This window comes from Pseudomonas entomophila (assembly GCF_023277925.1).
GTDB lineage: Bacteria > Pseudomonadota > Gammaproteobacteria > Pseudomonadales > Pseudomonadaceae > Aquipseudomonas > Aquipseudomonas entomophila_D.
This window is the reverse complement of sequence record NZ_CP063832.1, coordinates 3,712,379-3,734,654: the sequence shown is the minus strand read 5'-3', so window position 1 is coordinate 3,734,654 and position 22,276 is coordinate 3,712,379. Positions and strand designations below refer to the sequence as shown.

The 22,276-nt window shown below is 63.6% G+C and carries 24 protein-coding genes; 14 read left to right on the top strand and 10 right to left on the bottom strand.

The window, feature by feature from the left end; all coding sequences use genetic code 11:
* Positions 1-437: 437 nt before the first annotated feature.
* From IM733_RS16540 to IM733_RS16515, 6 genes are all read left to right on the top strand, one after another.
* Entirely contained in the window at positions 438-1,574 is a 1,137-nt protein-coding gene (locus tag IM733_RS16540; protein ID WP_011535927.1) for a branched-chain amino acid ABC transporter substrate-binding protein, read from the top strand.
* Positions 1,575-1,731: 157 nt separating this feature from the next.
* Positions 1,732-2,646, top strand: coding sequence for an ABC transporter permease subunit (locus tag IM733_RS16535; RefSeq protein WP_044488501.1), 915 nt, complete (start codon positions 1,732-1,734; stop codon positions 2,644-2,646).
* A gap of 2 nt (positions 2,647-2,648) precedes the next feature.
* Positions 2,649-3,950, top strand: a complete 1,302-nt coding sequence (gene livM / locus IM733_RS16530) for a high-affinity branched-chain amino acid ABC transporter permease LivM (protein ID WP_248917638.1) — start codon at positions 2,649-2,651, stop codon at positions 3,948-3,950.
* Complete coding sequence (locus IM733_RS16525; RefSeq protein ID WP_248917637.1) at positions 3,947-4,822, top strand: ABC transporter ATP-binding protein; 876 nt, start codon at positions 3,947-3,949, stop codon at positions 4,820-4,822. The genes livM and IM733_RS16525 overlap by 4 nt, the downstream gene beginning before the upstream one ends.
* Positions 4,819-5,535 carry an ABC transporter ATP-binding protein gene (locus IM733_RS16520; protein WP_248917636.1) on the top strand — a complete coding sequence of 239 codons (717 nt, stop codon included), beginning with the start codon at positions 4,819-4,821 and terminating at the stop codon, positions 5,533-5,535. The genes IM733_RS16525 and IM733_RS16520 overlap by 4 nt, the downstream gene beginning before the upstream one ends.
* Before the next feature lie 625 nt (positions 5,536-6,160).
* Complete coding sequence (locus tag IM733_RS16515) at positions 6,161-6,928, top strand: SDR family oxidoreductase (RefSeq protein ID WP_248917635.1); 768 nt, start codon at positions 6,161-6,163, stop codon at positions 6,926-6,928.
* Between the two features lie 102 nt (positions 6,929-7,030).
* On the opposite strand, the gene IM733_RS16510 is transcribed toward IM733_RS16515, so the two are convergent.
* From IM733_RS16510 to IM733_RS16500, 3 genes are all read right to left on the bottom strand, one after another.
* Positions 7,031-8,119: an AGE family epimerase/isomerase gene (locus IM733_RS16510; RefSeq protein WP_248917634.1), complete on the bottom strand. Its 1,089-nt coding sequence runs from the start codon at positions 8,117-8,119 to the stop codon at positions 7,031-7,033.
* Between the two features lie 76 nt (positions 8,120-8,195).
* Positions 8,196-8,828, bottom strand: coding sequence for a TetR family transcriptional regulator (locus IM733_RS16505; protein ID WP_248917633.1), 633 nt, complete (start codon positions 8,826-8,828; stop codon positions 8,196-8,198).
* 122 nt (positions 8,829-8,950) lie between these two features.
* Positions 8,951-9,406: a phage infection protein gene (locus IM733_RS16500; protein ID WP_248917632.1), complete on the bottom strand. Its 456-nt coding sequence runs from the start codon at positions 9,404-9,406 to the stop codon at positions 8,951-8,953.
* A 340-nt stretch (positions 9,407-9,746) separates the two neighbouring features.
* Here IM733_RS16500 and IM733_RS16495 point away from each other — a divergent pair, with 340 nt between their 5' ends.
* On the top strand, positions 9,747-11,807 hold the full coding sequence (locus tag IM733_RS16495; protein ID WP_248917631.1) for an AsmA family protein: 2,061 nt from the start codon (positions 9,747-9,749) through the stop codon (positions 11,805-11,807).
* 102 nt (positions 11,808-11,909) lie between these two features.
* Here IM733_RS16495 and IM733_RS16490 read toward each other — a convergent pair whose 3' ends face one another.
* Entirely contained in the window at positions 11,910-12,437 is a 528-nt protein-coding gene (locus IM733_RS16490) for a ferritin-like domain-containing protein (RefSeq protein ID WP_248917630.1), read from the bottom strand.
* Between the two features lie 27 nt (positions 12,438-12,464).
* Positions 12,465-12,806, bottom strand: a complete 342-nt coding sequence (gene osmE, locus IM733_RS16485) for an osmotically-inducible lipoprotein OsmE (RefSeq protein WP_248917629.1) — start codon at positions 12,804-12,806, stop codon at positions 12,465-12,467.
* 123 nt (positions 12,807-12,929) lie between these two features.
* Here osmE and IM733_RS16480 point away from each other — a divergent pair, with 123 nt between their 5' ends.
* Entirely contained in the window at positions 12,930-13,820 is an 891-nt protein-coding gene (locus IM733_RS16480) for a lipase family alpha/beta hydrolase (protein ID WP_248917628.1), read from the top strand.
* 31 nt (positions 13,821-13,851) lie between these two features.
* Here the strand turns inward: IM733_RS16480 and IM733_RS16475 are convergent, their stop codons facing one another.
* A complete protein-coding gene (locus tag IM733_RS16475) occupies positions 13,852-14,724 on the bottom strand; it encodes a DMT family transporter (protein ID WP_248917627.1) in 873 nt (290 codons plus the stop codon).
* Positions 14,725-14,847: 123 nt separating this feature from the next.
* On the opposite strand from IM733_RS16475, the gene IM733_RS16470 reads away from it, so the two are divergent.
* The 3 genes from IM733_RS16470 to IM733_RS16460 all read left to right on the top strand — a co-directional run bounded on the left by IM733_RS16470 (position 14,848) and on the right by IM733_RS16460 (position 17,071).
* On the top strand, positions 14,848-15,636 hold the full coding sequence (locus IM733_RS16470) for an AraC family transcriptional regulator (RefSeq protein ID WP_248917626.1): 789 nt from the start codon (positions 14,848-14,850) through the stop codon (positions 15,634-15,636).
* Between the two features lie 63 nt (positions 15,637-15,699).
* Positions 15,700-15,993: a PsiF family protein gene (locus IM733_RS16465; protein ID WP_248917625.1), complete on the top strand. Its 294-nt coding sequence runs from the start codon at positions 15,700-15,702 to the stop codon at positions 15,991-15,993.
* 70 nt (positions 15,994-16,063) lie between these two features.
* A complete protein-coding gene (locus IM733_RS16460; protein ID WP_248917624.1) occupies positions 16,064-17,071 on the top strand; it encodes an AI-2E family transporter in 1,008 nt (335 codons plus the stop codon).
* A gap of 103 nt (positions 17,072-17,174) precedes the next feature.
* Here IM733_RS16460 and IM733_RS16455 read toward each other — a convergent pair whose 3' ends face one another.
* Complete coding sequence (locus IM733_RS16455; RefSeq protein ID WP_248917623.1) at positions 17,175-18,446, bottom strand: Hsp70 family protein; 1,272 nt, start codon at positions 18,444-18,446, stop codon at positions 17,175-17,177.
* A 163-nt stretch (positions 18,447-18,609) separates the two neighbouring features.
* On the opposite strand from IM733_RS16455, the gene cbpA reads away from it, so the two are divergent.
* The 3 genes from cbpA (at position 18,610) to IM733_RS16440 (ending at position 20,304) form a co-directional block, all read left to right on the top strand.
* Positions 18,610-19,572, top strand: coding sequence for a curved DNA-binding protein (gene cbpA, locus IM733_RS16450; RefSeq protein WP_248917622.1), 963 nt, complete (start codon positions 18,610-18,612; stop codon positions 19,570-19,572).
* A 2-nt stretch (positions 19,573-19,574) separates the two neighbouring features.
* On the top strand, positions 19,575-19,880 hold the full coding sequence (locus IM733_RS16445; RefSeq protein ID WP_248917621.1) for a chaperone modulator CbpM: 306 nt from the start codon (positions 19,575-19,577) through the stop codon (positions 19,878-19,880).
* A gap of 94 nt (positions 19,881-19,974) precedes the next feature.
* A complete protein-coding gene (locus tag IM733_RS16440) occupies positions 19,975-20,304 on the top strand; it encodes a hypothetical protein (protein WP_248917620.1) in 330 nt (109 codons plus the stop codon).
* An 87-nt stretch (positions 20,305-20,391) separates the two neighbouring features.
* Here IM733_RS16440 and IM733_RS16435 read toward each other — a convergent pair whose 3' ends face one another.
* Genes IM733_RS16435 through urtE form a run of 3 tightly spaced genes read right to left on the bottom strand, consistent with a single transcriptional unit; the run spans position 20,392 to position 22,193 of the window.
* Positions 20,392-20,934, bottom strand: a complete 543-nt coding sequence (locus IM733_RS16435; RefSeq protein WP_248917619.1) for a GNAT family N-acetyltransferase — start codon at positions 20,932-20,934, stop codon at positions 20,392-20,394.
* A gap of 4 nt (positions 20,935-20,938) precedes the next feature.
* The gene (locus IM733_RS16430; protein WP_248917618.1) at positions 20,939-21,463 is read right to left on the bottom strand and encodes a GNAT family N-acetyltransferase; all 525 of its coding nucleotides are present in this window, start codon (positions 21,461-21,463) and stop codon (positions 20,939-20,941) included.
* Between the two features lie 31 nt (positions 21,464-21,494).
* Entirely contained in the window at positions 21,495-22,193 is a 699-nt protein-coding gene (urtE, locus tag IM733_RS16425) for an urea ABC transporter ATP-binding subunit UrtE (RefSeq protein WP_248917617.1), read from the bottom strand.
* Between the last annotated feature and the right edge of the window lie 83 nt (positions 22,194-22,276).

Genomic DNA, 22,276 nt, shown 5'->3' with positions numbered 1-22,276 from the left:
TGCCAGCCTTTGCGGCGTTGATGTGCCTGGTTCGCCGGCAAGCCGGCTCCTACAGGTTTGGCGGCTTGCCGGTGAACCTGCCAAAACAGGTGTTTTTCCGTGCACCGGCTAGCCTTTAAACGGTGCCCCCTGTAGCAGTCTCGCACCAGTGGTGTGCACTTCGGTGACGTCCGCTGTTACAGGTCGGTTGCACGTTAACACTCGCAAGGGTTGCAATGATGGCGCTCTCAGGTTGCTCCTTGTCTAGGCGTGTCGGTGGCGCTTGCTCCGACATAGACGGTTGCACGCTCAATAAAGAAAAGGCCGTCGGTCGCCTGCCACCACACCCTGTCGTGTGTTTTCCCGGAAGACAAAACCACTGGCACGGCCCTTGCTCGGAGCACAGGGCTGAGAAGTTGTAGTGCCAACCAAAAAAAATACTCTAGGAGCACCACCTCATGTCGCAGACGTTTTACAAGAAAGGTTTCCTGGCACTGGCCGTGGCCACGGCACTGGGTGTTTCTTCGTATGTTCAGGCCGACGTCAAGTTTGGCGTCGCAGGCCCCATGACCGGGGCCAACGCAGCGTTTGGCGAGCAGTACATGAAAGGTGCCCAGGCGGCGGCCGACAAGATCAACGCCGCCGGTGGGGTGAACGGCGAGAAGATCATTCTCGTCAAGGGCGATGATGCGTGCGAGCCCAAGCAGGCCGTGGCCGTGGCCAACCGCCTGGTCGACCAGGACAAGGTCATCGGCGTGGTCGGGCACTTCTGCTCCTCCAACACCATTCCCGCCTCCGAGGTGTACGACGAAGCCGGCGTGATCGCCATCACCCCAGGTTCGACCAACCCGCAGGTCACCGAGCGCGGTCTGGGCGCGATGTTCCGCATGTGCGGCCGCGACGACCAGCAGGGCATCGTTGCCGGCGACTACATCGTCGACGTGCTCAAGGGCAAGAAAGTGGCGGTGCTGCACGACAAGGACACCTACGGCCAGGGCCTTGCCGATGCGACCAAGGCGCAGTTGACCAAGCGTGGCGTAACGCCGGTGCTGTACGAGGGCCTGACCCGTGGCGAGAAGGACTTCAGCGCCGTGGTCACCAAGATTCGCGCCGCCGGTGCCGACGTCGTCTACTTCGGCGGCCTGCACCCGGAAGCCGGCCCCCTGGTGCGCCAGCTGCGCGAGCAGGGCCTGAAGGACGTCAAGTTCATGTCCGACGACGGCATCGTCACCGACGAGTTGGTGGCCACAGCAGGCGGTGCGCAGTATGTGGATGGCGTGTACATGACCTTCGGCGCCGACCCGCGCCTGCTGCCCGACAGCAAGGCGGTGGTGGAAGAATTCCGCAAGGCCGGCACCGAGCCTGAAGGCTACACCCTGTATGCCTACGCTTCTGTGCAGGCCCTGGCCGCCGCGTTCAACGGCGCCAAGTCGAACAAGGGCGAGGACGCCGCCAAGTGGCTCAAGGCCAACCCGGTCAAGACCGTCATGGGCGAGAAGAAGTGGGACAGCAAGGGTGACCTGACCGTATCGGACTACGTGGTCTACCAGTGGGACAAGGACGGCAAATACCACCAGCTGGAAAAACAAAAATAACAACGGCATCCGGCCTGGGCGCCACAACGCCCGGGCCGCTGCCCCGCGGTACCCGTCTTTATCCGTAGATCTGCACAGTTCTGCGCCGCGAGGGCCGCTTCATCCGTGGCCTGCCGTGGTCGGCGCTCGTGCAATCTCAATCAGGTGAGATTGCGTTATGGATGGTATTTTCCTGCAGCAACTGGTCAACGGCCTGACCCTCGGGTCGGTCTATGGCCTGATCGCCATCGGCTACACAATGGTCTATGGCATCATCGGCATGATCAACTTCGCGCATGGCGAGGTGTACATGATCTCCGCGTACCTCGCGGCGATCAGCCTGGCATTGCTGGCCTACTTCGGCGTCGAGTCCTTCCCCCTGCTGATGCTGGGCACGCTGTTGTTCACCGTCGTCGTCACCGGCGTCTATGGCTTCACCATCGAGCGTATTGCCTACAAGCCCCTGCGTAACTCCACCCGCCTGGCACCGCTGATCAGCGCCATTGGTATCTCGCTGATCCTGCAGAACTACGCACAGATCAGCCAGGGCGCCCGCCAGCAGGGTGTCCCGACCCTGCTCGAAGGCGCCTGGCGTGTCGAGGTGGGTAGCGGTTTCGTGCAACTCACTTACACCAAGATCTTCATCCTGGTCGCCGCGTTCGTCGGCATGGGCCTGCTCACCTATGTGATCAAGTACACCAAGCTCGGCCGTATGTGCCGGGCGACGCAACAGGACCGCAAGATGGCTTCGATCCTGGGGATCAATACCGACCGGGTGATCTCCTACGTGTTCGTCATCGGTGCGGTGATGGCGGCGCTGGCCGGCGTGCTGATCACCATGAACTACGGCACCTTCGACTTCTATGCCGGCTTCATCATCGGCATCAAGGCGTTCACCGCTGCGGTGCTAGGGGGGATTGGCTCGCTGCCAGGCGCGATGCTCGGCGGGATCATCCTGGGCATCTCCGAATCGCTGTTCTCCGGCTTGATCAACTCCGACTACAAGGATGTGTTCAGCTTCTCGCTGCTGGTGATGATCCTTATCTTCCGTCCGCAAGGCCTGCTGGGTCGCCCGCTCGTGGCTAAGGTGTGAACATGTCCTCTGCCAAAACTGCCTCTGTATCCGAAACCCAGGGTTTCGACCTCAAACGCAGCCTGCTGGAGACCCTCGTCGCCGGCCTGCTGGCCCTTATCGTGTTTGGCCCGGTCGTCGGTGTGGTGCTCGACGGCTACAGCTTCAACGCCGAGCCTACCCGTGTCGCCTGGCTGGTCGGCGGGGTGATGGTCGGGCGTTTCCTGCTCAGCCTGTTCCTGCAGACCGGCACCGGCCTGCGCATGTTGCAGGGCTTCGACAGCGGCGGCTCGGGCGTGCATGTGCTGGCGCCGAACTATAAGTCGCGCCTGCGCTACATCATCCCGGCGCTGATCGTGATCGCTATCGTGTTCCCGGTGTTTGCCAACAAGTACCTGCTGACCGTGGTCATCCTCGGGCTGATCTATGTGTTGCTGGGCCTTGGCTTGAACATCGTGGTCGGTTTGGCCGGCCTGCTCGACCTGGGCTACGTGGCCTTCTACGCCATTGGCGCCTACGGCCTGGCCCTGGGCTACCAGTATCTGGGCCTGGGTTTCTGGAGCGTGCTGCCGCTGGCGGCGATCGCCGCGGCGCTGGCAGGGTGCATCCTCGGCTTCCCGGTGTTGCGAATGCACGGTGACTACCTGGCCATCGTCACCCTCGGTTTCGGCGAAATCATTCGCCTGGTGCTGAACAACTGGCTGTCGTTCACCGGAGGGCCGAACGGCATGCCGGTGCCATCGCCGACCTTCATGGGCCTGGAATTCGGGCGCCGGGCGAAGGATGGCGGGGTGCCGATCCACGAGTTCTTCGGCTTCGAATACAACGCCAACCTCAAGTTCGTGTTCATCTATGCCGTGCTGTTCCTGGTGGTGCTGGCGGTGCTGTACATCAAGCACCGGCTGACCCGCATGCCAGTGGGCCGCGCCTGGGAAGCACTGCGTGAAGACGAAATCGCCTGCCGCTCCATGGGCCTGAACCATGTGCTGGTCAAGCTTTCGGCGTTCACCCTCGGTGCCTCCACCGCCGGCCTGGCGGGGGTGTTCTTCGCCTCCTACCAAGGCTTCGTCAACCCTTCGTCGTTCACCTTCTTCGAGTCGGCGCTGATCCTGGCCATCGTCGTGCTAGGTGGCATGGGCTCGACCGTGGGCGTGGTGATCGCGGCCTTCGTGCTCACCGTGGCGCCGGAGCTGCTGCGCAGCTTCTCCGAGTACAGGGTGCTGCTGTTCGGCGTGCTGATGGTGCTGATGATGATCTGGCGACCGCGAGGGCTGATCCGCATCAGCCGTACCGGTGTCGTCCCACGTAAAGGAGTGGCGCCATGAGCGACGATATCATTCTGTCGGTCGACAACCTGATGATGCAGTTCGGTGGGATCAAGGCGCTCAGCGATGTCAGCCTGAAAGTGAAGCGCAACCAGATCTTTGCCCTGATCGGCCCGAACGGTGCGGGCAAGACCACCGTGTTCAACTGCCTGACCGGCTTCTACAAGGCCAGCGGCGGGCGCATCGAGCTGAATGTGCGCGGCAGCAGCACCAACGTCATTCAGCTGCTGGGTGAGCGCTTCCAGCCAACGGACTTCGTCTCGCCGGCGCGCTTTGCCAACCGCATGTACTACAAGATGTTCGGCGGCACGCACCTGGTCAACCGCGCCGGGCTGGCGCGGACCTTCCAGAACATTCGCCTGTTCAGGGAAATGTCCGTGGTGGAGAACCTGCTGGTGGCCCAGCACATGTGGGTCAACCGCAACCTGCTGGCCGGGGTGCTCAACACAAAGGCCTATCGCCAGGCCGAGAGCGATGCGCTGGACCACGCCTTCTACTGGCTGGAGGTGGTCGACCTGGTCGACTGCGCCAACCGCTTGGCCGGCGAGCTGTCGTACGGCCAGCAGCGCCGGCTGGAGATTGCCCGGGCCATGTGCACGCGGCCGAAGATCATCTGCCTGGACGAGCCGGCTGCCGGCCTCAACCCGCAGGAGACCGAGGCCCTGAGCCGCATGATCCGTGTACTGCGCGACGAGCATGACATCACCGTGGTGCTGATCGAGCACGACATGGGCATGGTCATGAGCATCTCCGACCACATCGTCGTGCTCGACCACGGCAACGTGATCGCCGAGGGTGCACCGCAGGACATCCGCCACAACCCGACGGTGATCGCCGCCTACCTGGGTGCCGACGAAGAGGAGCTGGTATGAGTGCACCCATTCTCGAACTGAAGGACCTGGACGTGTTCTACGGGCCGATCCAGGCCCTGAAGAAAGTCTCGATGCACATCAATGAAGGCGAGACGGTGAGCCTGATCGGCGCCAACGGTGCGGGCAAGTCCACGCTGCTGATGTCGATCTTCGGCCAGCCGCGCGCGGCGTCGGGGCATATCGTCTATCGCGGCACCGACATCACCCGCAAGTCGTCGCACTACATCGCCTCCAACGGCATTGCCCAGTCCCCGGAAGGGCGCCGGGTGTTCCCCGACATGACCGTCGAGGAGAACCTGATGATGGGCACCATCCCCATCGGCGACCAACATGCGGCCGAGGACATGCAGCGCATGTACGAGCTGTTCCCGCGGCTGAAGGAGAGGCGCAACCAGCGTGCCATGACCATGTCGGGGGGCGAGCAGCAGATGCTCGCCATTGCCCGGGCGCTGATGAGCCGGCCCAAGCTGCTGTTGCTCGACGAGCCGTCGCTGGGGTTGGCGCCGATCGTGGTCAAGCAGATCTTCGCCACACTGCGCGAGCTGGCGCAGACGGGGATGACCATCTTCCTGGTGGAGCAGAACGCCAACCATGCGCTGAAGCTGTCGGACCGGGCGTATGTGATGGTCAACGGGCAGATTCGCATGAGCGGGACGGGGCAGGAGTTGTTGGTGAATGAGGAGGTGCGTAACGCCTACTTGGGCGGGCACTGATTGAATACGCTGTTCGCCGGCAAGCCGGCTCCTACAGGGATACTCGTAGGAGCCGGCTTGCCGGCGAACGCATGTGGACAACTTGTCGCATATCTTTCTAGAAGCACTCCACAATCCCATCGCAACCCCTTGTTTCCACAAGCTGAAAACTTTCCACGGTTTGTGTGGAACCGCCTGTGGAAAACATGGTGGCATCTCGCTCCAGCCCTTTGTTTTCATGGCTTGCGAGGGGCTGTATATTTTTTAATCAAACCAAGGTTATGCATGACCTCACTGCACTTTTCCGCTCACTCGGGGCGGAAGGAGAGCGGTATGAGTGTCTGTGGATAACTCTGTGAAGAAACGTTGGACAGAGCGCTGCAAGCGGCATGCTTGAAAGCGTTGCGCCATCATTGGGAGATGTCCACAGGACATTTTCTATCCATTTGGTTCCCTTTGCCCGATGACTTGCCCCCAATCTGTGGGGAAAGCCTTGTGGATAAGATGCGCATAGTCTGGCGGGAGCCATCTATTACGGGGCTTTCCCGGTGTTGTACGCTTTTTGACCAGCTGCTGAAACGGTTGTCGACAACGCTTGCGCCGGGCATGCTGCAAAACCTGCCGATCACACCCCAAGGAGAAGAGCATGACGTCCACCGTATTCATCACTGGCGCGACTTCCGGTTTTGGTGAGGCTACCGCCCGCCGTTTCGCCGATGCCGGCTGGAAGCTGGTGCTGACCGGCCGTCGCAAGGAGCGCCTGGATGCGCTGTGCGCCGAGCTGTCGGCCAAGACCGAGGTGCATGGCCTGGTGGTCGATGTGCGGGATCGCCAGGCGATGGAGGCGGCCATCGCCAGCCTGCCGTCGAGCTTCGACAAGCTCCAGGGCCTGGTCAACAACGCGGGCCTGGCGCTGGGTGTCGATGCTGCGCAGAACTGCAGCCTGGACGACTGGGAAACCATGGTCGACACCAACATCAAGGGCCTGATGTACACCACCCGCCTGCTGTTGCCACGGTTGATCGCCCACGGTCGCGGGGCGTCGATCCTCAACGTCGGTTCGGTGGCGGGCAACTACCCGTACCCGGGCGCCAATGTATATGGCGGCACCAAGGCCTTCGTCGGCCAGTTCTCGCTGAGCCTGCGCTGCGACCTGCGCGGCACGGGTGTGCGGGTGAGCAACATCGAGCCGGGGTTGTGCGAAAGCGAGTTCTCGCTGGTGCGCTTCGGTGGGGACCAGGCGAAGTATGACGCCACTTACGCAGGCGCCGAGCCGATCCAGCCGCAGGACATCGCCGAGACCATCTTCTGGATCCTCAACCAACCGGCGCACATCAATATCAACAGCCTTGAGCTGATGCCGGTGAGCCAGGACTGGGCAGGGTTCTCGATCGACCGGTCGGCCAAGGGCTGAATTTTGTGACAGGGCCCGCTTTGCGGGCCATTCGCCGGCAAAGCCGGCTCCTACGGAAGATGCGTCATGCACGGTGGACTGCCGGTTTTGCCGGCGAATGCGTCAGCTCAGGCGCTGCAGGCCTTCCAGGCAGGTCGCCAGGTGATAGGGCGTGGTCGACGGCATGTCGTGGCGGCTGACTTCGCCCATGTCATTGCGGCACTCATGCCAGCCGCCCTCATGCAGGAACCGGGCTTCCAGTGCCTGCAATTGCTTCAGCAGCTTCGCCTCGCTGTGGGGCCGCAAGGGCAGCGCCCGCAAGTACTCGGCCTGGGCCCAGATCCGCTGGGTAGCGTCGAGGACCTTGCCGTCCACAGCCAGCATCGCCAGCACCGCCGAATCCTTCACGCCGCACTGCTCGGCGTAGTCGAAGGCGCGGGTGATGGAGGCGTGCAGGTTCGTATCGCGCAGCAGCCGTGAGGTGTCCAGCAGGTAGAACCATTCGAACTGGTGGCCCGGCTCGAACCAGTTATCCACAGCCCCGCGTGGCTTCTCCAACATCAAGCCGTGGGTCGGTTCGATGAACTGCGCCTGCAACCCCTCGCACAGGTCCAGCAATGCATGGTGAACGTTGTCGTCGTCACGCACGGCCAGCACCTGAAGGAAGGCTTCGGCCAGGTGCATCTGCGGGTTCTGCAACGGGCCACTGCCCAGGTCCGACCAGTCTTCGCCGAGGCTGGCCTCGTACAGGCCATCATCACGGGCGAACTGCTCGGCAACGATTTCCAGCGCTGCGTCCAAGGCCGACTCCACCAGGCCTTCGCGCACCTTGCCCCAGTAATGGGCGCAGGCGAAGACGATGAAGGCGTGGGTGTAGAGGTCTTTGCGCCGGTCCAGCGGCTTGCCTTCGGCGTCGATGCTGTAGAACCAGCCGCCGTGCTCGGCGTCGTGGAAGTGCCGTTGCAGCGAGCGGAACAGCGCCGCTGCGCGCTCGGCCGCGCCGGGCTGCTCGATGCGGCTGCTGAACAAATACAGCTGGCGGGCGCAAGCCATGGCCCGGTAGCGCTGCACGGGCAGTGGCCGGTGCTGGGCGTCGAGGGCTTCGTAGGGCAGGGCCATGTCGGCGTTCCAGCCAGGGCCCTGCCACAGCGGCACGATGCGTTCGGCGAAGTGCTGGTGGAAACGGGTCAGTGCGGGGCGGGGGTCGGACATGGTGGCGCTCGTGACGGTCGGGCAGGGCGCCATGGTAGCAGAAGTGGGGAGGGGTTCGTGGGTGCGGGCGAAGGTGTCAGCCGGGATTACCCAGGCCCTGCCAGTGCCGCGCGCCGACAAAGATGAAGCGCAGCTGCTGAGTGATTTTTTCCTGTGGTGACAAGGCCTGTGGATAACCCGGCTCGGGGCTGTCGATCAGCTCGGGCAGGGTGGCGAACACGGTCTTGACCACCAGGTCGGCCATCACCGCCAGGGCGGCGCCGTCGAGGTGCTGCCAGCGTGGCATGCGGGCCAGGTCGGTGGCCAGATCGTTGCTGATGTCCTGGCGCAGGCGGGCGATGGCCTGGCGCACGGCTTGCGAGCCACCGTACTGCTCGCGGGCGAGGAACAGGAACTGTGCCCGGTGGGCGACGACCACGTCGAGGAAGATGCGCACCGAGGCGTCGGTGATGCCGCCGAGTTCGAACTCGTTGTGCCGCACCAGGCGGATGGTCTGGCGGAAAGTGGTGTCGACCTCGGCGACCAGGGCCAGGCCCAGGGCGTCCATGTCGGGGAAGTGGCGGTAGAAACCGGTGGGCACGATGCCGGCGGCCTTGGCCACCTCGCGCAGGCTGATGCTGCCGAAGCCACGGCCGCTCTCCATGAGCAAGCAGGCGGCATCCAGCAGGGCCTGGCGGGTTTGTAGCTTCTGTTCGGCGCGCGGCAGCATGGGGCAGGATTCTGTGACTGTACGGCTGGGCATTCTGGATAAAAAAACAAAGCCCGGTCAATGGACCGGGCTTGGAGGGGAGCTGGCGCAGTGGGGCGGGTTGTTGTTCTCGGCCATGGTGATCAGCTCACACGGCTGAGTTCGACCAGACGATCCGAGCCACCTTCAGCTACACGGTTGTTGCGTTCGGTCAGACGATCCGAGCCACCTTCGGCTACACGGTTGTTGCGTTCGATCAGACGCTCCGAGCCACCTTCGGCTACACGGTTGTTGCGCTCGATCAGACGGTCCGAGCCACCTTCGGCTACACGGTTGTTGCGCTCGATCAGACGGTCCGAGCCACCTTCGGCTACACGGTTGGTGCGTTCGATCAGACGGTCAGAACCCCCTTCCGCCAAGCGTCCGGCACGTTCTTGCAGGCGTTCGGCGCCGCCTTCGGCCAGGGTGTTCAGCGGTTGGGCGACGGTCGCGGCACTGGAGCGCGATTCGGCGCTCAGGTGCTGGTCTTCGGCCGGCAGGGCGAAGGCGTTGGCGGCAAGGACGGACAGGGTCAGGCTCAGCAGCAGATGGCGTTTCATGATCTCGGTGCTCCTCTGGGGGGCTGGGAAAGTGGGTACGGAGCCAATGCTACGCCCGGTAACGCCAGAGAGAAGTTCATCGGGATAATGGTGACAATCGACGGGATTGATACTGAGTTGCAACGGCTCTACCGCGGTGCTTGTGGGGTGGCGATCAACCTGTGTGCGAGCCTTTGGCCTGGTAACACCGTGGCCGTCCGTCGACCCAAAGTTGAGAAAAGCGTCAGGAAAACTTCGTTATCATGGCCGTCCGGATTAAACCCGACGGGTTTTCATCAGTCCGACATACTAAGTGCCATCGCGACACCCGCTTCGAGCCCTGCAGTCAGGAGAGCCCCGCATGACGCGCCCCGCCAGAATCCTCCTTTGGACCTTCGCCACCCTGGTCACCGTGCTGGCGATCCTGGTGGTGGTGATCGCCACCTTCGACTGGAACCGGGCCAAGCCGTTGCTCAACGAGAAGGTCTCCGAAGCCCTGCATCGCCCCTTCGCGATCAATGGCAACCTGGCTGTCCACTGGCGTACCGAACCTGAAGAAGGCGGTTGGCGGGCTTTCGTGCCCTGGCCGCACTTTACCGCCGAAGCGCTCACGCTCGGCAACCCCGATTGGCTCAAGGAGCCACGGATGGTCGGGCTGGAGCGCGTGGAGTTCCGCCTGTCGCCACTGCCACTGATCGTCCAGCGCATCAGCATCCCGCGTATCGACCTGGTCAAGCCCAGCGCCAGCCTCACCCGCCTGGCCGACGGCCGCGCCAATTGGGTCTTCGACCTCGGGCCAAAGGACGAAAATGCCCCGCCCTCTAAATGGGTGCTGGACATCGGCGCCATCGGTTTCGACCAGGGCACTGTCAGTTTCGATGACCAAACCCTGAAGACCAGCATGAAGGTGCAGGTCGACCCGCTGGGCAAGCCGATCCCGTTCAGCGATATCGTCGGCAAGGAGCGCGCCGAGAAAGCCGGCAAGGCCCAGGATTATGCGTTTGGCTTCAAGGCCCAGGGTCGCTACAAAGGCCAGGCGGTGGCCGCCACCGGCAAGATCGGCGGGTTGCTTGCGCTGCAGGATGCCAGCCAGCCCTTCCCGCTGCAGGCCGATGCACGCATCGGCGATACCCGCGTGGTCCTGGCAGGTACCCTGACCGATCCACGCAACCTGGGCGCCCTGGACTTGCGCCTGGCGCTCTCCGGCAGCAGCCTGGGCAACCTCTACCCGCTGACCGGCGTGACCCTGCCGGACACCCCAGCCTATTCCACCGACGGCCACCTGATCGCCAACTTGCACGATCCAGCAGGCGCGCAGTTCCGCTACGAAGGCTTCAACGGCAAGATCGGCGACAGCGATATCCATGGCGACCTGGCCTTCGTCGCCAGCCAGCCGCGGCCGAAACTGTCGGGCAAGCTGGTCTCGAACCAGCTGCTGTTCAAGGACCTGGCGCCGTTGATCGGCGCCGACTCCAACAGCGCGCAGAAGGCGCGCGGTGGCGCCAGCAAGCAGCCGGCGGGCAAGGTGTTGCCGGTGGAGGAATTCCGTACCGAGCGCTGGCGGGCCATGGATGCCGACGTCAGCTTTGCCGGCAAGCGCATCGTCCACAGTGAGAAGCTGCCGTTCAAGGACCTCTCTGCCCATGTGATCCTCGAAGACGGTTTGCTGCGCCTGGAGCCGCTGCGTTTCGGCGTGGCCGGTGGCACCCTCGACTCCAATATCCGCCTGGACGGGCGCAACGCACCGCTGCAAGGCCGTGCCCAGCTGAGCGCGCGCGGTTTCAAGCTCAAGCAACTGTTCCCCGGATTTGCGCCGATGCAGACCAGCTTCGGCGAACTCAACGGCGACGCCGACATCAGCGGGCGCGGCAACTCGGTGGCGGCGTTGCTGGGCACCGCCAACGGCGACCTGCGCCTGTTGATGAACGATGGCGCCATCAGCCGTGGCCTGATGGAGATCGCCGGGCTCAACGTGGGCAACTACGTGGTCGGCAAGCTGTTCGGCGATGAGGACGTGAAGATCAATTGCGCCGCGGCCGACGTTGGGTTCAAGAATGGCCTGGCGACCACGCGGTTGTTCGTCTTCGACACCGAGAACGCGATCATCTACATCAACGGTACGGCCAACTTCGCCAGCGAGCAGTTGGACCTGAAGATCACCCCCGAGTCCAAGGGCGTGCGGCTGTTCTCGCTACGCTCACCGCTGTATGTGCGTGGGCCGTTCGCCAAGCCCAGCGCCGGCGTGCAGGCGGTGCCACTGGCATTGCGTGGGGCGGGGATGGTGGCGCTTGGCGTGGTGGTCGGGCCGGCCGCCGGGTTGCTGGCATTGATTGCGCCGAGCAGTGGCGATGCGCCGAACCAGTGCACGCCCTTGTTGCAGCAGATGAAGACCGGCAAGGTACCGGCAGCGGCGAAGCGGTAACTGTAGGAGCGGCTTCAGCCGCGAAGCAGGCAACACGGTGGTTGGCACCGGCGACGCCGGTGTTCGCGGCTGAGGCCGCTCCTACAAGGGGCGTGCCGGCATTCACAAACCTTTCAACAGATCGGACATATCGTCCGCGTGTTCCTCTTCCTGGGCCAGGATATCCTCGAAGATGCGCCGGGTGGTCGGGTCCTTGTCACCGATGTACTGGATGATCTCGCGGTAGCTGTCGATGGCGATGCGCTCGGCCACCAGGTCCTCCAGCACCATCTCCTTCAGCGACTCGCCCGCCACGTACTGGGCGTGGGAGTGTTTGCTCAGGTTGTCCGGGTTGAAGTCCGGCTCGCCGCCCAGTTGCACGATGCGTTCGGCCAGCCGGTCGGCATGTTCGCTTTCCTGATTGGCATGTTCGAGAAACTCCTCGGCGGCGACGCTGGCCTTGATGCCGCTGGCCATGAAGTAGTGGCGCTTGTAGCGCAGGGTGCAGACCAGCTCGGTGGCCAGCGACTCGTTGAGCAGGCGCAGGATCTTTTCGCGGTCGGCGTGGTAACCCTCGGTCACCGCCCCTTGCTCGACATGTTTGCGGGCGCGGGCGCGCAGGGTCTTCACATCGGTCAGTTCAACGCTCATGTTCATCTCCGTAGGCATTGGGTAGGGTCAGGCACCGGGTACGGCGTCGCTGTCTTGCTGGCGTTGCTTGCAGGTCTTGAAGCCCTTGGCGTCGACATGGCCGGTGGCGTCGAAGCGCACGTAGTAGGGCTGCTGGTGGCCATCGCGGTTGAGGATGTAGTCGTTGCAGGTGCCACCGTGGGGCAGGTCGATGACCTTCGACGGGCTGCCGCCGATGGCGATGACCTTCTGCATGGTCATGCCGTGCTCGACCTGCTTGACCAGCGGCTCGTCGCGGTAGGTGACGTAGTCCACCGGGTTTTCCGGGCGGCTGCCGCAGGCAGCGAGGGTCGCGCTTGCCAGAAGGATGGCCAGGGTTCGCTTGTACATGGTCCCGCTCCTTGCTCAGGGTCTGTTCTGCTTGGAACCGCGCGGCGCGCCGGGAGTTCGATTGCGCTTGTCTTCGATCACGCTGTAGGGTGGGCCGGTCTGTTCACGGAAGAGGGCAAGGTGATGAGCCAGGAACTGGCCACGCGTTATCCACTGGTGCTGGTGCCGGGCATGCTCGGTTTTGTGCGGGCATTGTTGTACCCCTATTGGTTCGGCATCGTCCCGGCGTTGCGCCGAGGTGGCGCGCAGGTGTTTCCGGTGCAGGTGTCGCCGCTGCATTCCAGCGAAGTGCGCGGCGAGCAGTTGCTGGGCATCATCGAGGAGATCTGCCAACGCACAGGGGCCGAGAAGGTCAACCTGATCGGGCATAGCCAGGGGGCGCTGAGTGCACGCTACGCGGCCGCGAAGCGCCCCGACCGGGTGGCCTCGGTGACCTCGGTGGCCGGCCCCAACCAGGGCTCCGAGCTGGCCGACCACCTGGAGCGCACGGCGCCGGGCGGCTCACCCCTGGGGCGTATCCTCAAGGCGGTGCTGCATGGCGTTGCCGTGCTGCTGGGTTGGTTGGAGACCGGCTGGCGCCGCGACCCGTTACCGATCGATGTGCATGCCTCGCACCAGTCGCTGACCAGCGCCGGTGTGGCGCTGTTCAACCAGGCTTATCCACAGGGGCTGCCGCAGGTTTGGGGTGGCGAGGGGCCGCCCGCAGTGAACGGGGTGCGCTACTACTCCTGGTCCGGCACCCTGCAGCCGGGGCGCAGCGACCAGGGCCTGAACCGCTTCGACGGCAGCAATTACTTCTGCCGCCTGTTCGCCCGCAGCTTCGTCAGGGAGAAGGGGCAGTGCGATGGCATGGTCGGGCGCTTCAGTTCGCACCTGGGCCAGGTGATCGGTGACGACTATCCGCTCGATCACCTGGACATCGTCAACCAGTCCCTCGGCGCGGTGGGCAAGGGCGCCGAGCCAGTACGGTTGTTTACCGAGCACGCCGCCCGGCTCAAGGCTGCCGGCTTGTGACCAACCTTGGGCACGTAGCGCTCCCCCTCTGTCAACGCCGCACCGGCGTGGTCCAGCGCTCGGCCAGCAGCACGCCGACCAACGTCAACAGGCCACCGACCAGGTGATAACTGGCCAACTGCTCATCCAGCACTACGGCCGCGATCACCGCCGTGACCACCGGCAGCAGGTTGAAGAACAGCGTCGTGCGGCTCGGCCCCAGGCGGTGCACAGCCTGCATCCATACCCGTGGCGCGACCATCGAGGCCAGCAGGCCGGCATACAGCACCAAGCCAATGTTGTGGCCGTTCAAACCAGTCTTGGGCGACATCAGGAACAGCGGCAGCAGCACCAGGATCGCCACCAGTACCTGCAAGTACAGCAGTTGCAGCGGCGGCAGGCGCAACTGCCATTTCTTCAGCAGGAAGCTGTACAGCGCATATGCCAAGGTGGCCACCAGCATCATCAGGTCGCCGCTGTTCAGCCCCTGGTGCAGCAACACGCCGGGCTGCCCGGCCGAGACCACTTCCAGCACGCCGAAGAACGACACCACCGCGCCCAGCAGCGCGCCGTAGCTCAGGCGCTGGCCGAGCCAGGCGATGGACAGGGCCAGTGACATCAACGGCATCAACGACAGGATGATGCCCATGTTGGTGGCGCTGGTGATGCCGGCGGCAAAATACGCCAGGCTTTGGTAGATGGCCATGCCCAGCACGCCCAACACCAGGATCTTGCCCAGGTGCGGACGGATGGCCGCGCGGTTGCGCCAAGTCTGGGGCAACAGGAAGGGGGTGAACAACAGGCCGGCCAGCAGCCAGCGGTAGAAGCCGATCTCGGCGGGGAAAATGGCCCCGGCGGACATCTTGGTGACCACGGTGTTACCGGCCCAGATGAGGATGGCGATGAGGGGGAAGAGGTAGTTCATGCAACGGGTACTCACAGTGACAGAGTGGGGCCGCAGGGCGGCCCCTGATGGCTCGGTATTATCGATTGTCTGTATAAAAACCTATACTTCCATCCAGACAAGCCACCCCGCGAAGCAGACAGCATGGCCCGCAAGTACCTCGACATCCCCCGGTTCGACCAGCTCCCCGCGCCGGTCTACTTCCGCTACGACGAATTCGGCGCCGATACCCACAGCCCGCCACACCGCCACCCGTGGGGCCAGCTCAACTACGCCTCCCATGGCCTGATGCACCTGGATGTCGAAGGCCAGCGCTTCATCTCGCCGCCGCACTATGCCGTCTGGGTGCCGCCAGGCACCGAGCACGGCTGCTACAACCCCCAGGCCATCATCTACCGTTCGGTCTACCTGGAGCGCAGCCTGTGCGCCGAGCTGCCGACGCAGCCCTGCAGCCTGGTGATCAGCGACATCCTTAAGGCGATCCTCGGCGACTTTGCCCGCCGCGACCTCCATGTGGCCCAGGACGCGCGCGACCAACGCCTTGTACAAGTGCTGATCGACCAGTTGCACCTGGCCCCGACCCAAACCTGCTACCTGCCGTTCGCCCGCAGCGAGGGCCTGCGCCAGGTGCTCGAGACGTTGCAGGCAGAGCCTGGTGACAACCGGCCGCTGGCCGACTGGGCGGCCCAGGTGCATGTCAGCGAGCGCACCCTGGCCCGACGTTTCCTGCACGAGCTGGGGATCAGTTTCGGCGAGTGGCGCCTACGCCTGCGCTTCCTGCGCGCCATCGAGGCCCTGGAAGCGGGGCTGTCGATCCAGGCCATCGCCTTCGACCTCGGCTATAGCAGCGCCTCGGCCTTCATCGCCATGTTCCAGCGCCAGGCCAACTGCACGCCGGAGCAATACCGGCGCCGTGCCCGCACGGAGATGTAAGAAAACTTGTCTACACTCTGCTCGACGAGCGCGCATCGGGCGCGCAGGCAAGGAGACCACTCCATGAAGCTGCTGCACGTACCCCTGCTGGTGTTGGGCATGTTGATCGCCGGGCAAGGATTCGCCGCCACCGCGCAACAGGAAAAAATGAAGACCTGCAACGCCGACGCCACGACCCAAGCGCTCAAGGGCGATGAGCGCAAGGCATTCATGAGCACCTGCCTGAAAAAGGCCGAGCCGGCCAAACCGATGACGCAACAGGAACGCATGACAGCATGCAACGCCGACCCCAAGGCCAAGGCGCTGAAGGGCGATGAGCGCAAGACCTTCATGAGCGACTGCCTGAAGAAGAAATGACCTGCGCCTATGCCTGTGCCTTGAAGGCTGGCAGACTGCGGGTCCTTCCGCTGTCTGCCGCCGAGGCTGTATGACCTTCACCCCCCGTCAGATCACCCTCGCCAGCTGGGTCATCGTCATAGCCGGCCTGTTGCTGGCGCTGCCCCTGAAGCTCTTGCCCAGCCTGCTGGCTGGCCTGCTGGTCTTCGAGCTGGTCAACATGCTCACGCCGCGGCTGCAACCGCTGATCGCCGGGCAGCGCGCGCGCTGGCTGGCGGTGGCGCTGCTCGGCACCCTGGTGGTAAGCACCCTCACATTGCTGATCGCCGGCGCCTTCAGCTTCCTGCTGCACGAGGCCGAGAACCCCGGTGCCTCGCTGGACAAGTTCATGGCCCTGGTCGAACGCGCCCGTGGCCAGTTGCCGCCGTTCATCGAAGCCTACCTGCCGGCCAGCGCCGCCGAGTTCAAGGTGGCCATCGGCGACTGGATCAAGAGCCACCTGAGCGACCTGCAACTGGTGGGCAAGGGCATGGCGCACATGTTCGTGACGCTGCTGATCGGCATGATCCTCGGGGCCATCGTCGCCCTGCAGCGCATCCCCGACATCTCCCGGCGCAAGCCCCTGGCGGCGGCGCTGTTCGAGCGCCTGAGCCTGCTGGTGCAGGCATTTCGCAACATCGTCTTCGCGCAGATCAAGATCTCGCTGCTCAACACCGTGTTCACCGGCATCTTCCTGGCGGTGGTGCTGCCGCTGTTTGGCGTGCACCTGCCGCTGACCAAGACGCTGATCGTGCTGACCTTCCTGCTTGGGTTGCTGCCGGTGATCGGCAACCTGATGTCCAACACCCTGATCACCATCGTCGGGATGTCGCTGTCGATCTGGGTGGCGGCGGCGGCGCTGGGGTATTTGATCGTGATCCACAAGGTCGAGTACTTCCTCAACGCGCGGATCGTCGGTGGGCAGATCAGTGCCAAGGCGTGGGAGCTGTTGCTGGCGATGCTGGTGTTCGAGGCGGCGTTCGGGCTGCCGGGGGTGGTGGCGGGGCCGATCTACTACGCCTACTTGAAGAGCGAGTTGAAGCGGGCTGAGCTGGTTTGAGATGTATTGCCTGTGCCGGCCTCATCGCGGCTGAAGCCGCTCCTACAAGGACCGCATTTTCCCTGTAGGAGCGGCTTCAGCCGCGATGAGGCCGGCGCAAATGTCAGATCGTGCCGTAACGCTTGCGCGCCTCGATCGCCAGGCCGCTGCCGATGCTGCCAAAGATATTGCCTTCCACATGCCGCGCATTGGGCAGCATCGCCGCCACGCTGTTGCGCAACGCCGGGATGCCGCTGGAACCGCCGGTGAAGAACACCGTGTCCACCTGCCCCTCGCTCACGCCCGCCTTGGCCAGCAACTCGGTCACGCTGCCGCGCACTCGCTCCAGCAGCCCGCCGATGGCGTCTTCGAACAGCGCCCGGGTCAGCTCCGCCGACAGCTCCGGCTCGATGCGGCCGAAATCGATGCGGCGGCTGTCGCGGTCGGTCAGCTCGATCTTGCTGGCTTCCACTTCCATTGCCAGCCAGTGCCCGGCGCGCTGCTCGATCAGCTTGAACAGGCGGTCGATACCCAGGGTGTCCTCGATGTCGTAGCGCATGCTGCCCAGGGCCAGCTGCGACTTCTGCGCATACAGGGCGTTGATGGTGTGCCAGGTGGCCAGGTTGAGGTGGTAGCTGGTGGGCATCAGCGCGCCGCTTTTCATCCGGCTGCCATAGCCGAACAGCGGCATCACACCCTGCAGGCTCAGCTGCTTGTCGAAGTCGGTACCGCCGATGTGCACGCCGCCGGTGGCGAGGATGTCGTCCTGGCGCTCGGCCACCAGGTGGCGCTCGGGCGACAGGCGGATCAGGGTAAAGTCCGAGGTACCACCGCCGATATCGACAATCAGCACCAGCTCTTCACGGCTGATGCCCGACTCGTAGTCGAATGCCGCGGCGATCGGTTCGTACTGGAACGACACGTCCTTGAAGCCGATCTTGCGCGCCACGTCGGCGAGGGTATCCTCGGCCTCCTGGTCGGCGGCCGGGTCTTCGTCGACGAAGAACACCGGGCGGCCCAGCACCACCTGCTCGAATTCGCGGCCGGCATCGGCTTCGGCACGCTTTTTCAGCTCTCCGATGAACATGCCCAGCAGGTCCTTGAACGGCAGGGCGCTGCCCAGCACGCTGGTGTCGTGCTTGATCAGCTTGGAGCCCAGCAGGCTCTTGAGCGAGCGCATCAGGCGGCCTTCGTAGCCCTCCAGGTACTCGTGCAGGGCCAGGCGGCCGTACACTGGGCGACGCTCCTCGATGTTGAAGAAGACCACCGACGGCAGGGTGATCTTGCCGTCTTCCAGGGCGATCAGCGATTCGACGCCCGGGCGGTGCCAACCGACCGTGGAGTTGGAGGTGCCGAAGTCGATGCCGAGGGCGCGGGCCGGGGATACGTCAGACATGAAGGAGAGCTTCCGGAGGCAAAACGGCCGCGCAGTTTATGCCAGTCTGCGGCTAAATCAAGACCGGCCGTCTGCGATAGCGCAACCCCGGGTGCACCTTGAAAGGCTATGCTTGACCCCAATCTTCATTGGCAATACGTACATTCACACTGGTGATCCATAGATGGACTTCAAAGACTATTACAAGATACTTGGCGTCGAGGCGAGCGCGGACGAGAAGGCGATCAAGGCCGCGTACCGCAAGCTCGCGCGCAAGTATCACCCCGACGTCAGCAAGGAGCGTGACGCCGAGGACAAATTCAAGGAGGCCAACGAGGCCTACGAAGTGCTTGGCGACAAGGACAAGCGCGCCGAGTACGACGAAATCCGCAAGTACGGCGGCCAGCACGGCCGGCCGTTCCAGGCCCCCCCAGGTTGGCAGTCCCGTGGTGGCAATGGCGGCGGCGGTGGCTTCGAGGGCGGCGACTTCTCCGACTTCTTCAGCTCGATCTTCGGCGCCCGGGGCGGTAACCCCTTCGGCGGCGGTGGCCGGCAACAACGCAGTGCCGGCAGGCGAGGGCAGGACGTGGAACTGGAACTGGCAGTCTTCCTCGAAGAGACCCTGAACAAGGAATCCAAGCAGATCAGCTTCCAGGTGCCGCAGACCAACGCTGCCGGCCAGCGCACCGGGTTCACCACGAAAACGCTGAACGTGAAGATCCCTGCCGGGGTGACCGACGGCGAGCGCATCCGCCTCAAGGGCCAGGGTGCGCCGGGCGTGGGCGGCGGGGCCAACGGCGATTTGTTCCTGACCATCCGCATGGCACCGCACCCGCTGTTCGATGTCGAAGGTCATGACCTGATCATTACCGTGCCGCTGGCACCGTGGGAGGCGGCGCTCGGCGCCAAGGTGGCCGTGCCGACTTTGACCGGCAAGATCAACCTGACCATCCGTCCCGACAGCCAGAGCGGCCAGCGCCTGCGGGTCAAGGGCATGGGCCTTGCGAACAAGCAGGGCGAGCGCGGCGACCTGTATGCCCAGCTCAAGGTGGTCATGCCCGCCCAGTCCGACGCCGCCGCGCGCGAACTGTGGACCCAGCTCTCCGAGAAAGCCGCGTTCAACCCGAGGACTCAATGGAGTAAGTGATCATGAGCAGCACCCTGATTGTTCAACTGGACATGCGTACCCTGTGTCAGGAGGCCGACCTCACGGCCGATTGCGTGATCGAGATCGTCGAGCACGGCATTGTTGAACCTTCGGGGCGAACGCCGGAGGAGTGGGTGTTCGACGACCGCGCGCCGGTAACGCTCAAGCGCGCGGTGAAGCTGCATCAGGAGCTGGAGCTGGAGTGGGAAGGGGTGGCGCTGGCGTTGGAATTGCTGGAAGAGGTACAGCAGCTGCGCAGTGAGAACAGCATGTTGCGCCAGCGGTTGGGGCGGTTTACTCAGATGTAGATGATGACAACCTATCATTTTTGTCAGTAGACGCATGAGTTCCGGCTCTTTATTTTGAATACGGCATGTTTGGCAAAACGGAGAGGGCCATATAATGAGTGTTCAAGTCGCAGGCAGCCGTGATGATTATTTAAATGTAATTAATAATAATGGTTATGTTGTGGTTGAGGTGTTCAGCGAGGGCCGAAAGCACAGTGTTTCTGTGAGTGAATACGTCGAAAAATGGGCGGTTGAAGACTCAGATGTCAAATTTCTACGTGTTCCCTTGACGCTGGTTAGCGAGGATAAGAGCACTTTCAATAATGTCGAAAGCGCGCCGACTATCTGTTACTTCAAGGGCAAGAAGTGTGTACTTGAGGTGTTGGGTAATTACTCTACGAGCAACTGGTACAAAGATAAGCTGCGCGATGTTAAGTCGGATTGAACTGCTGCCATTCCAAGGGCGGTTGGAGCGGCTCCCACAGATCTGAGACTTACCTTAGATCTGTGGGAGTGTTTGCCTGTGATGGGCTTAATGAGGCTCATGGGCGGGAATAAGCACTTTGAAGTACAAAGCCGTCGCCCGATACACCCCTTCCGGGCCGCAGGCATAATCCGGAATCTCCCCCGCCTTGCCATACCCCAGCGCCCGATAGAACGCCTCCGCCCCAGATCCCGCCTCGGTATCGAGAAACAGCATCCCTCGCCCGATCCGTCGCGCCTCGGCCTCCAGCGCCCCCATCAACTGCTGCCCCAGCCCACGTCGCCGTGCATCGCTGTGCACCAGCAGTTTCTGCACCTCGGCCCGGTTCAGCCCATTGGGTTTCAGGCACAACCCAAGCTGCACACTACCCAGCACTTCCTGCCCCTGGGCGATGACCCATAGCAGCTGCTCGCCACCGGCCAGCTTTGCCTTCACCTCATCGAAGTAGGCCTTGGCCTGCTGTTCGTCGATATCGGCCAGAAACCCCACCGACGCGCCCTGGCGCACCGCATCGAGCAAAAGGGTCACCAGCCCGTCGCGGTAGTACGCTAGGCCTTCGTGGGTCACGCGGTGCAGCTGGGCGGTGTTCATGGCTTCAGGTCCTTGAAGGGGGAAGGGTGTTGTCATCCAGGTACAGCTGCATGAAGGTCAGGTCCAGCCAGCGCCCGAACTTCACACCCACCTGCGGCATCTGCCCGGTGATGCTGAAGCCCTGGCGCTCGTGCAGGCGGATCGACGCGGCGTTGCCGCTCTCGATGGCCGCGACCATCACATGCTTGTCGCAGCGGCGCGCGCGCTCGATCAGCGCTTCCATCAGTACAGGGCCCAGGCCCTTGCCACGCTGGTCGCCACGCACGTACACCGAATGCTCGACGGTATGGCGAAAGCCCTCGAACGGCCGCCAGTCGCCAAACGAGGCATAGCCCAGCACACCGCTGTCGTCCACCGCCACCAGGATCGGGTAGCCCTGCTGCGCGCGGGCCTCGAACCAGGCCAGGCGATTGCCCAGGTCCACCGGGGTTTCGTTCCAGATCGCCGTGGTGTTGGCCACGGCGTCGTTGTAGATGTCGAGGATGCCCGGCACGTCATCGATCAGGGCGTCGCGGATCTGGTAACTCATGACAGCATCTCGCAAGGGAAGTGGTTGCAGATTAAATGGTAACCAGGCCGCGCACACCTTCGGCCTGCATGTTTTCGCCCCGGCCGCGCTGGACGATTTCGCCACGGGCCATGACCAGGTACTGGTCGGCCAGCTCCTCGGCGAAGTCGTAGAACTGCTCCACCAGCAGGATGGCCATGTCGCCCCGGTCGGCCAGCTTGCGGATCACCGCGCCGATCTCCTTGATCACCGACGGCTGGATGCCCTCGGTGGGTTCGTCGAGGATCAGCAGGCGCGGGCGGCTGGCCAGGGCGCGGCCGATGGCCAGCTGTTGCTGTTGGCCGCCGGAGAGGTCGCCGCCACGGCGTTGTTTCATCTGCTCCAGCACCGGGAACAGTTCGTAGATGAACGCCGGCACTTCCCGTGCCTCACGGGCGGGGAAGCGCGACAGGCCCATCAGCAGGTTTTCCTCGACAGTCAGGCGCGGGAAGATCTCCCGGCCCTGGGGCACGTAGGCGATGCCGGCCTGCACCCGTTGCTGGGGCTTGAGCGTGGTGATCGTCTTGCCTTCCCATTCCACGCGGCCCTCGCGGGCTGGCAGCAGGCCCATCAGGCAGCGCAGCAGGGTGGTCTTGCCCACGCCGTTGCGGCCCAGCAGGCAGGTGACCTCGCCGACCTTGGCCTCGAAGGACAGGCCGCGCAGGATGTGGCTGCCGCCGTAGTACTGGTGCAGGGTGTCGATTTTCAGCATGTCATGTCCTTGGGTTGTACCCCTGTAGGGGCCAGCCTTGCTGGCGAATGCGGGGTGTGTGGTTCGCCAGCAAGGCTGGCTCC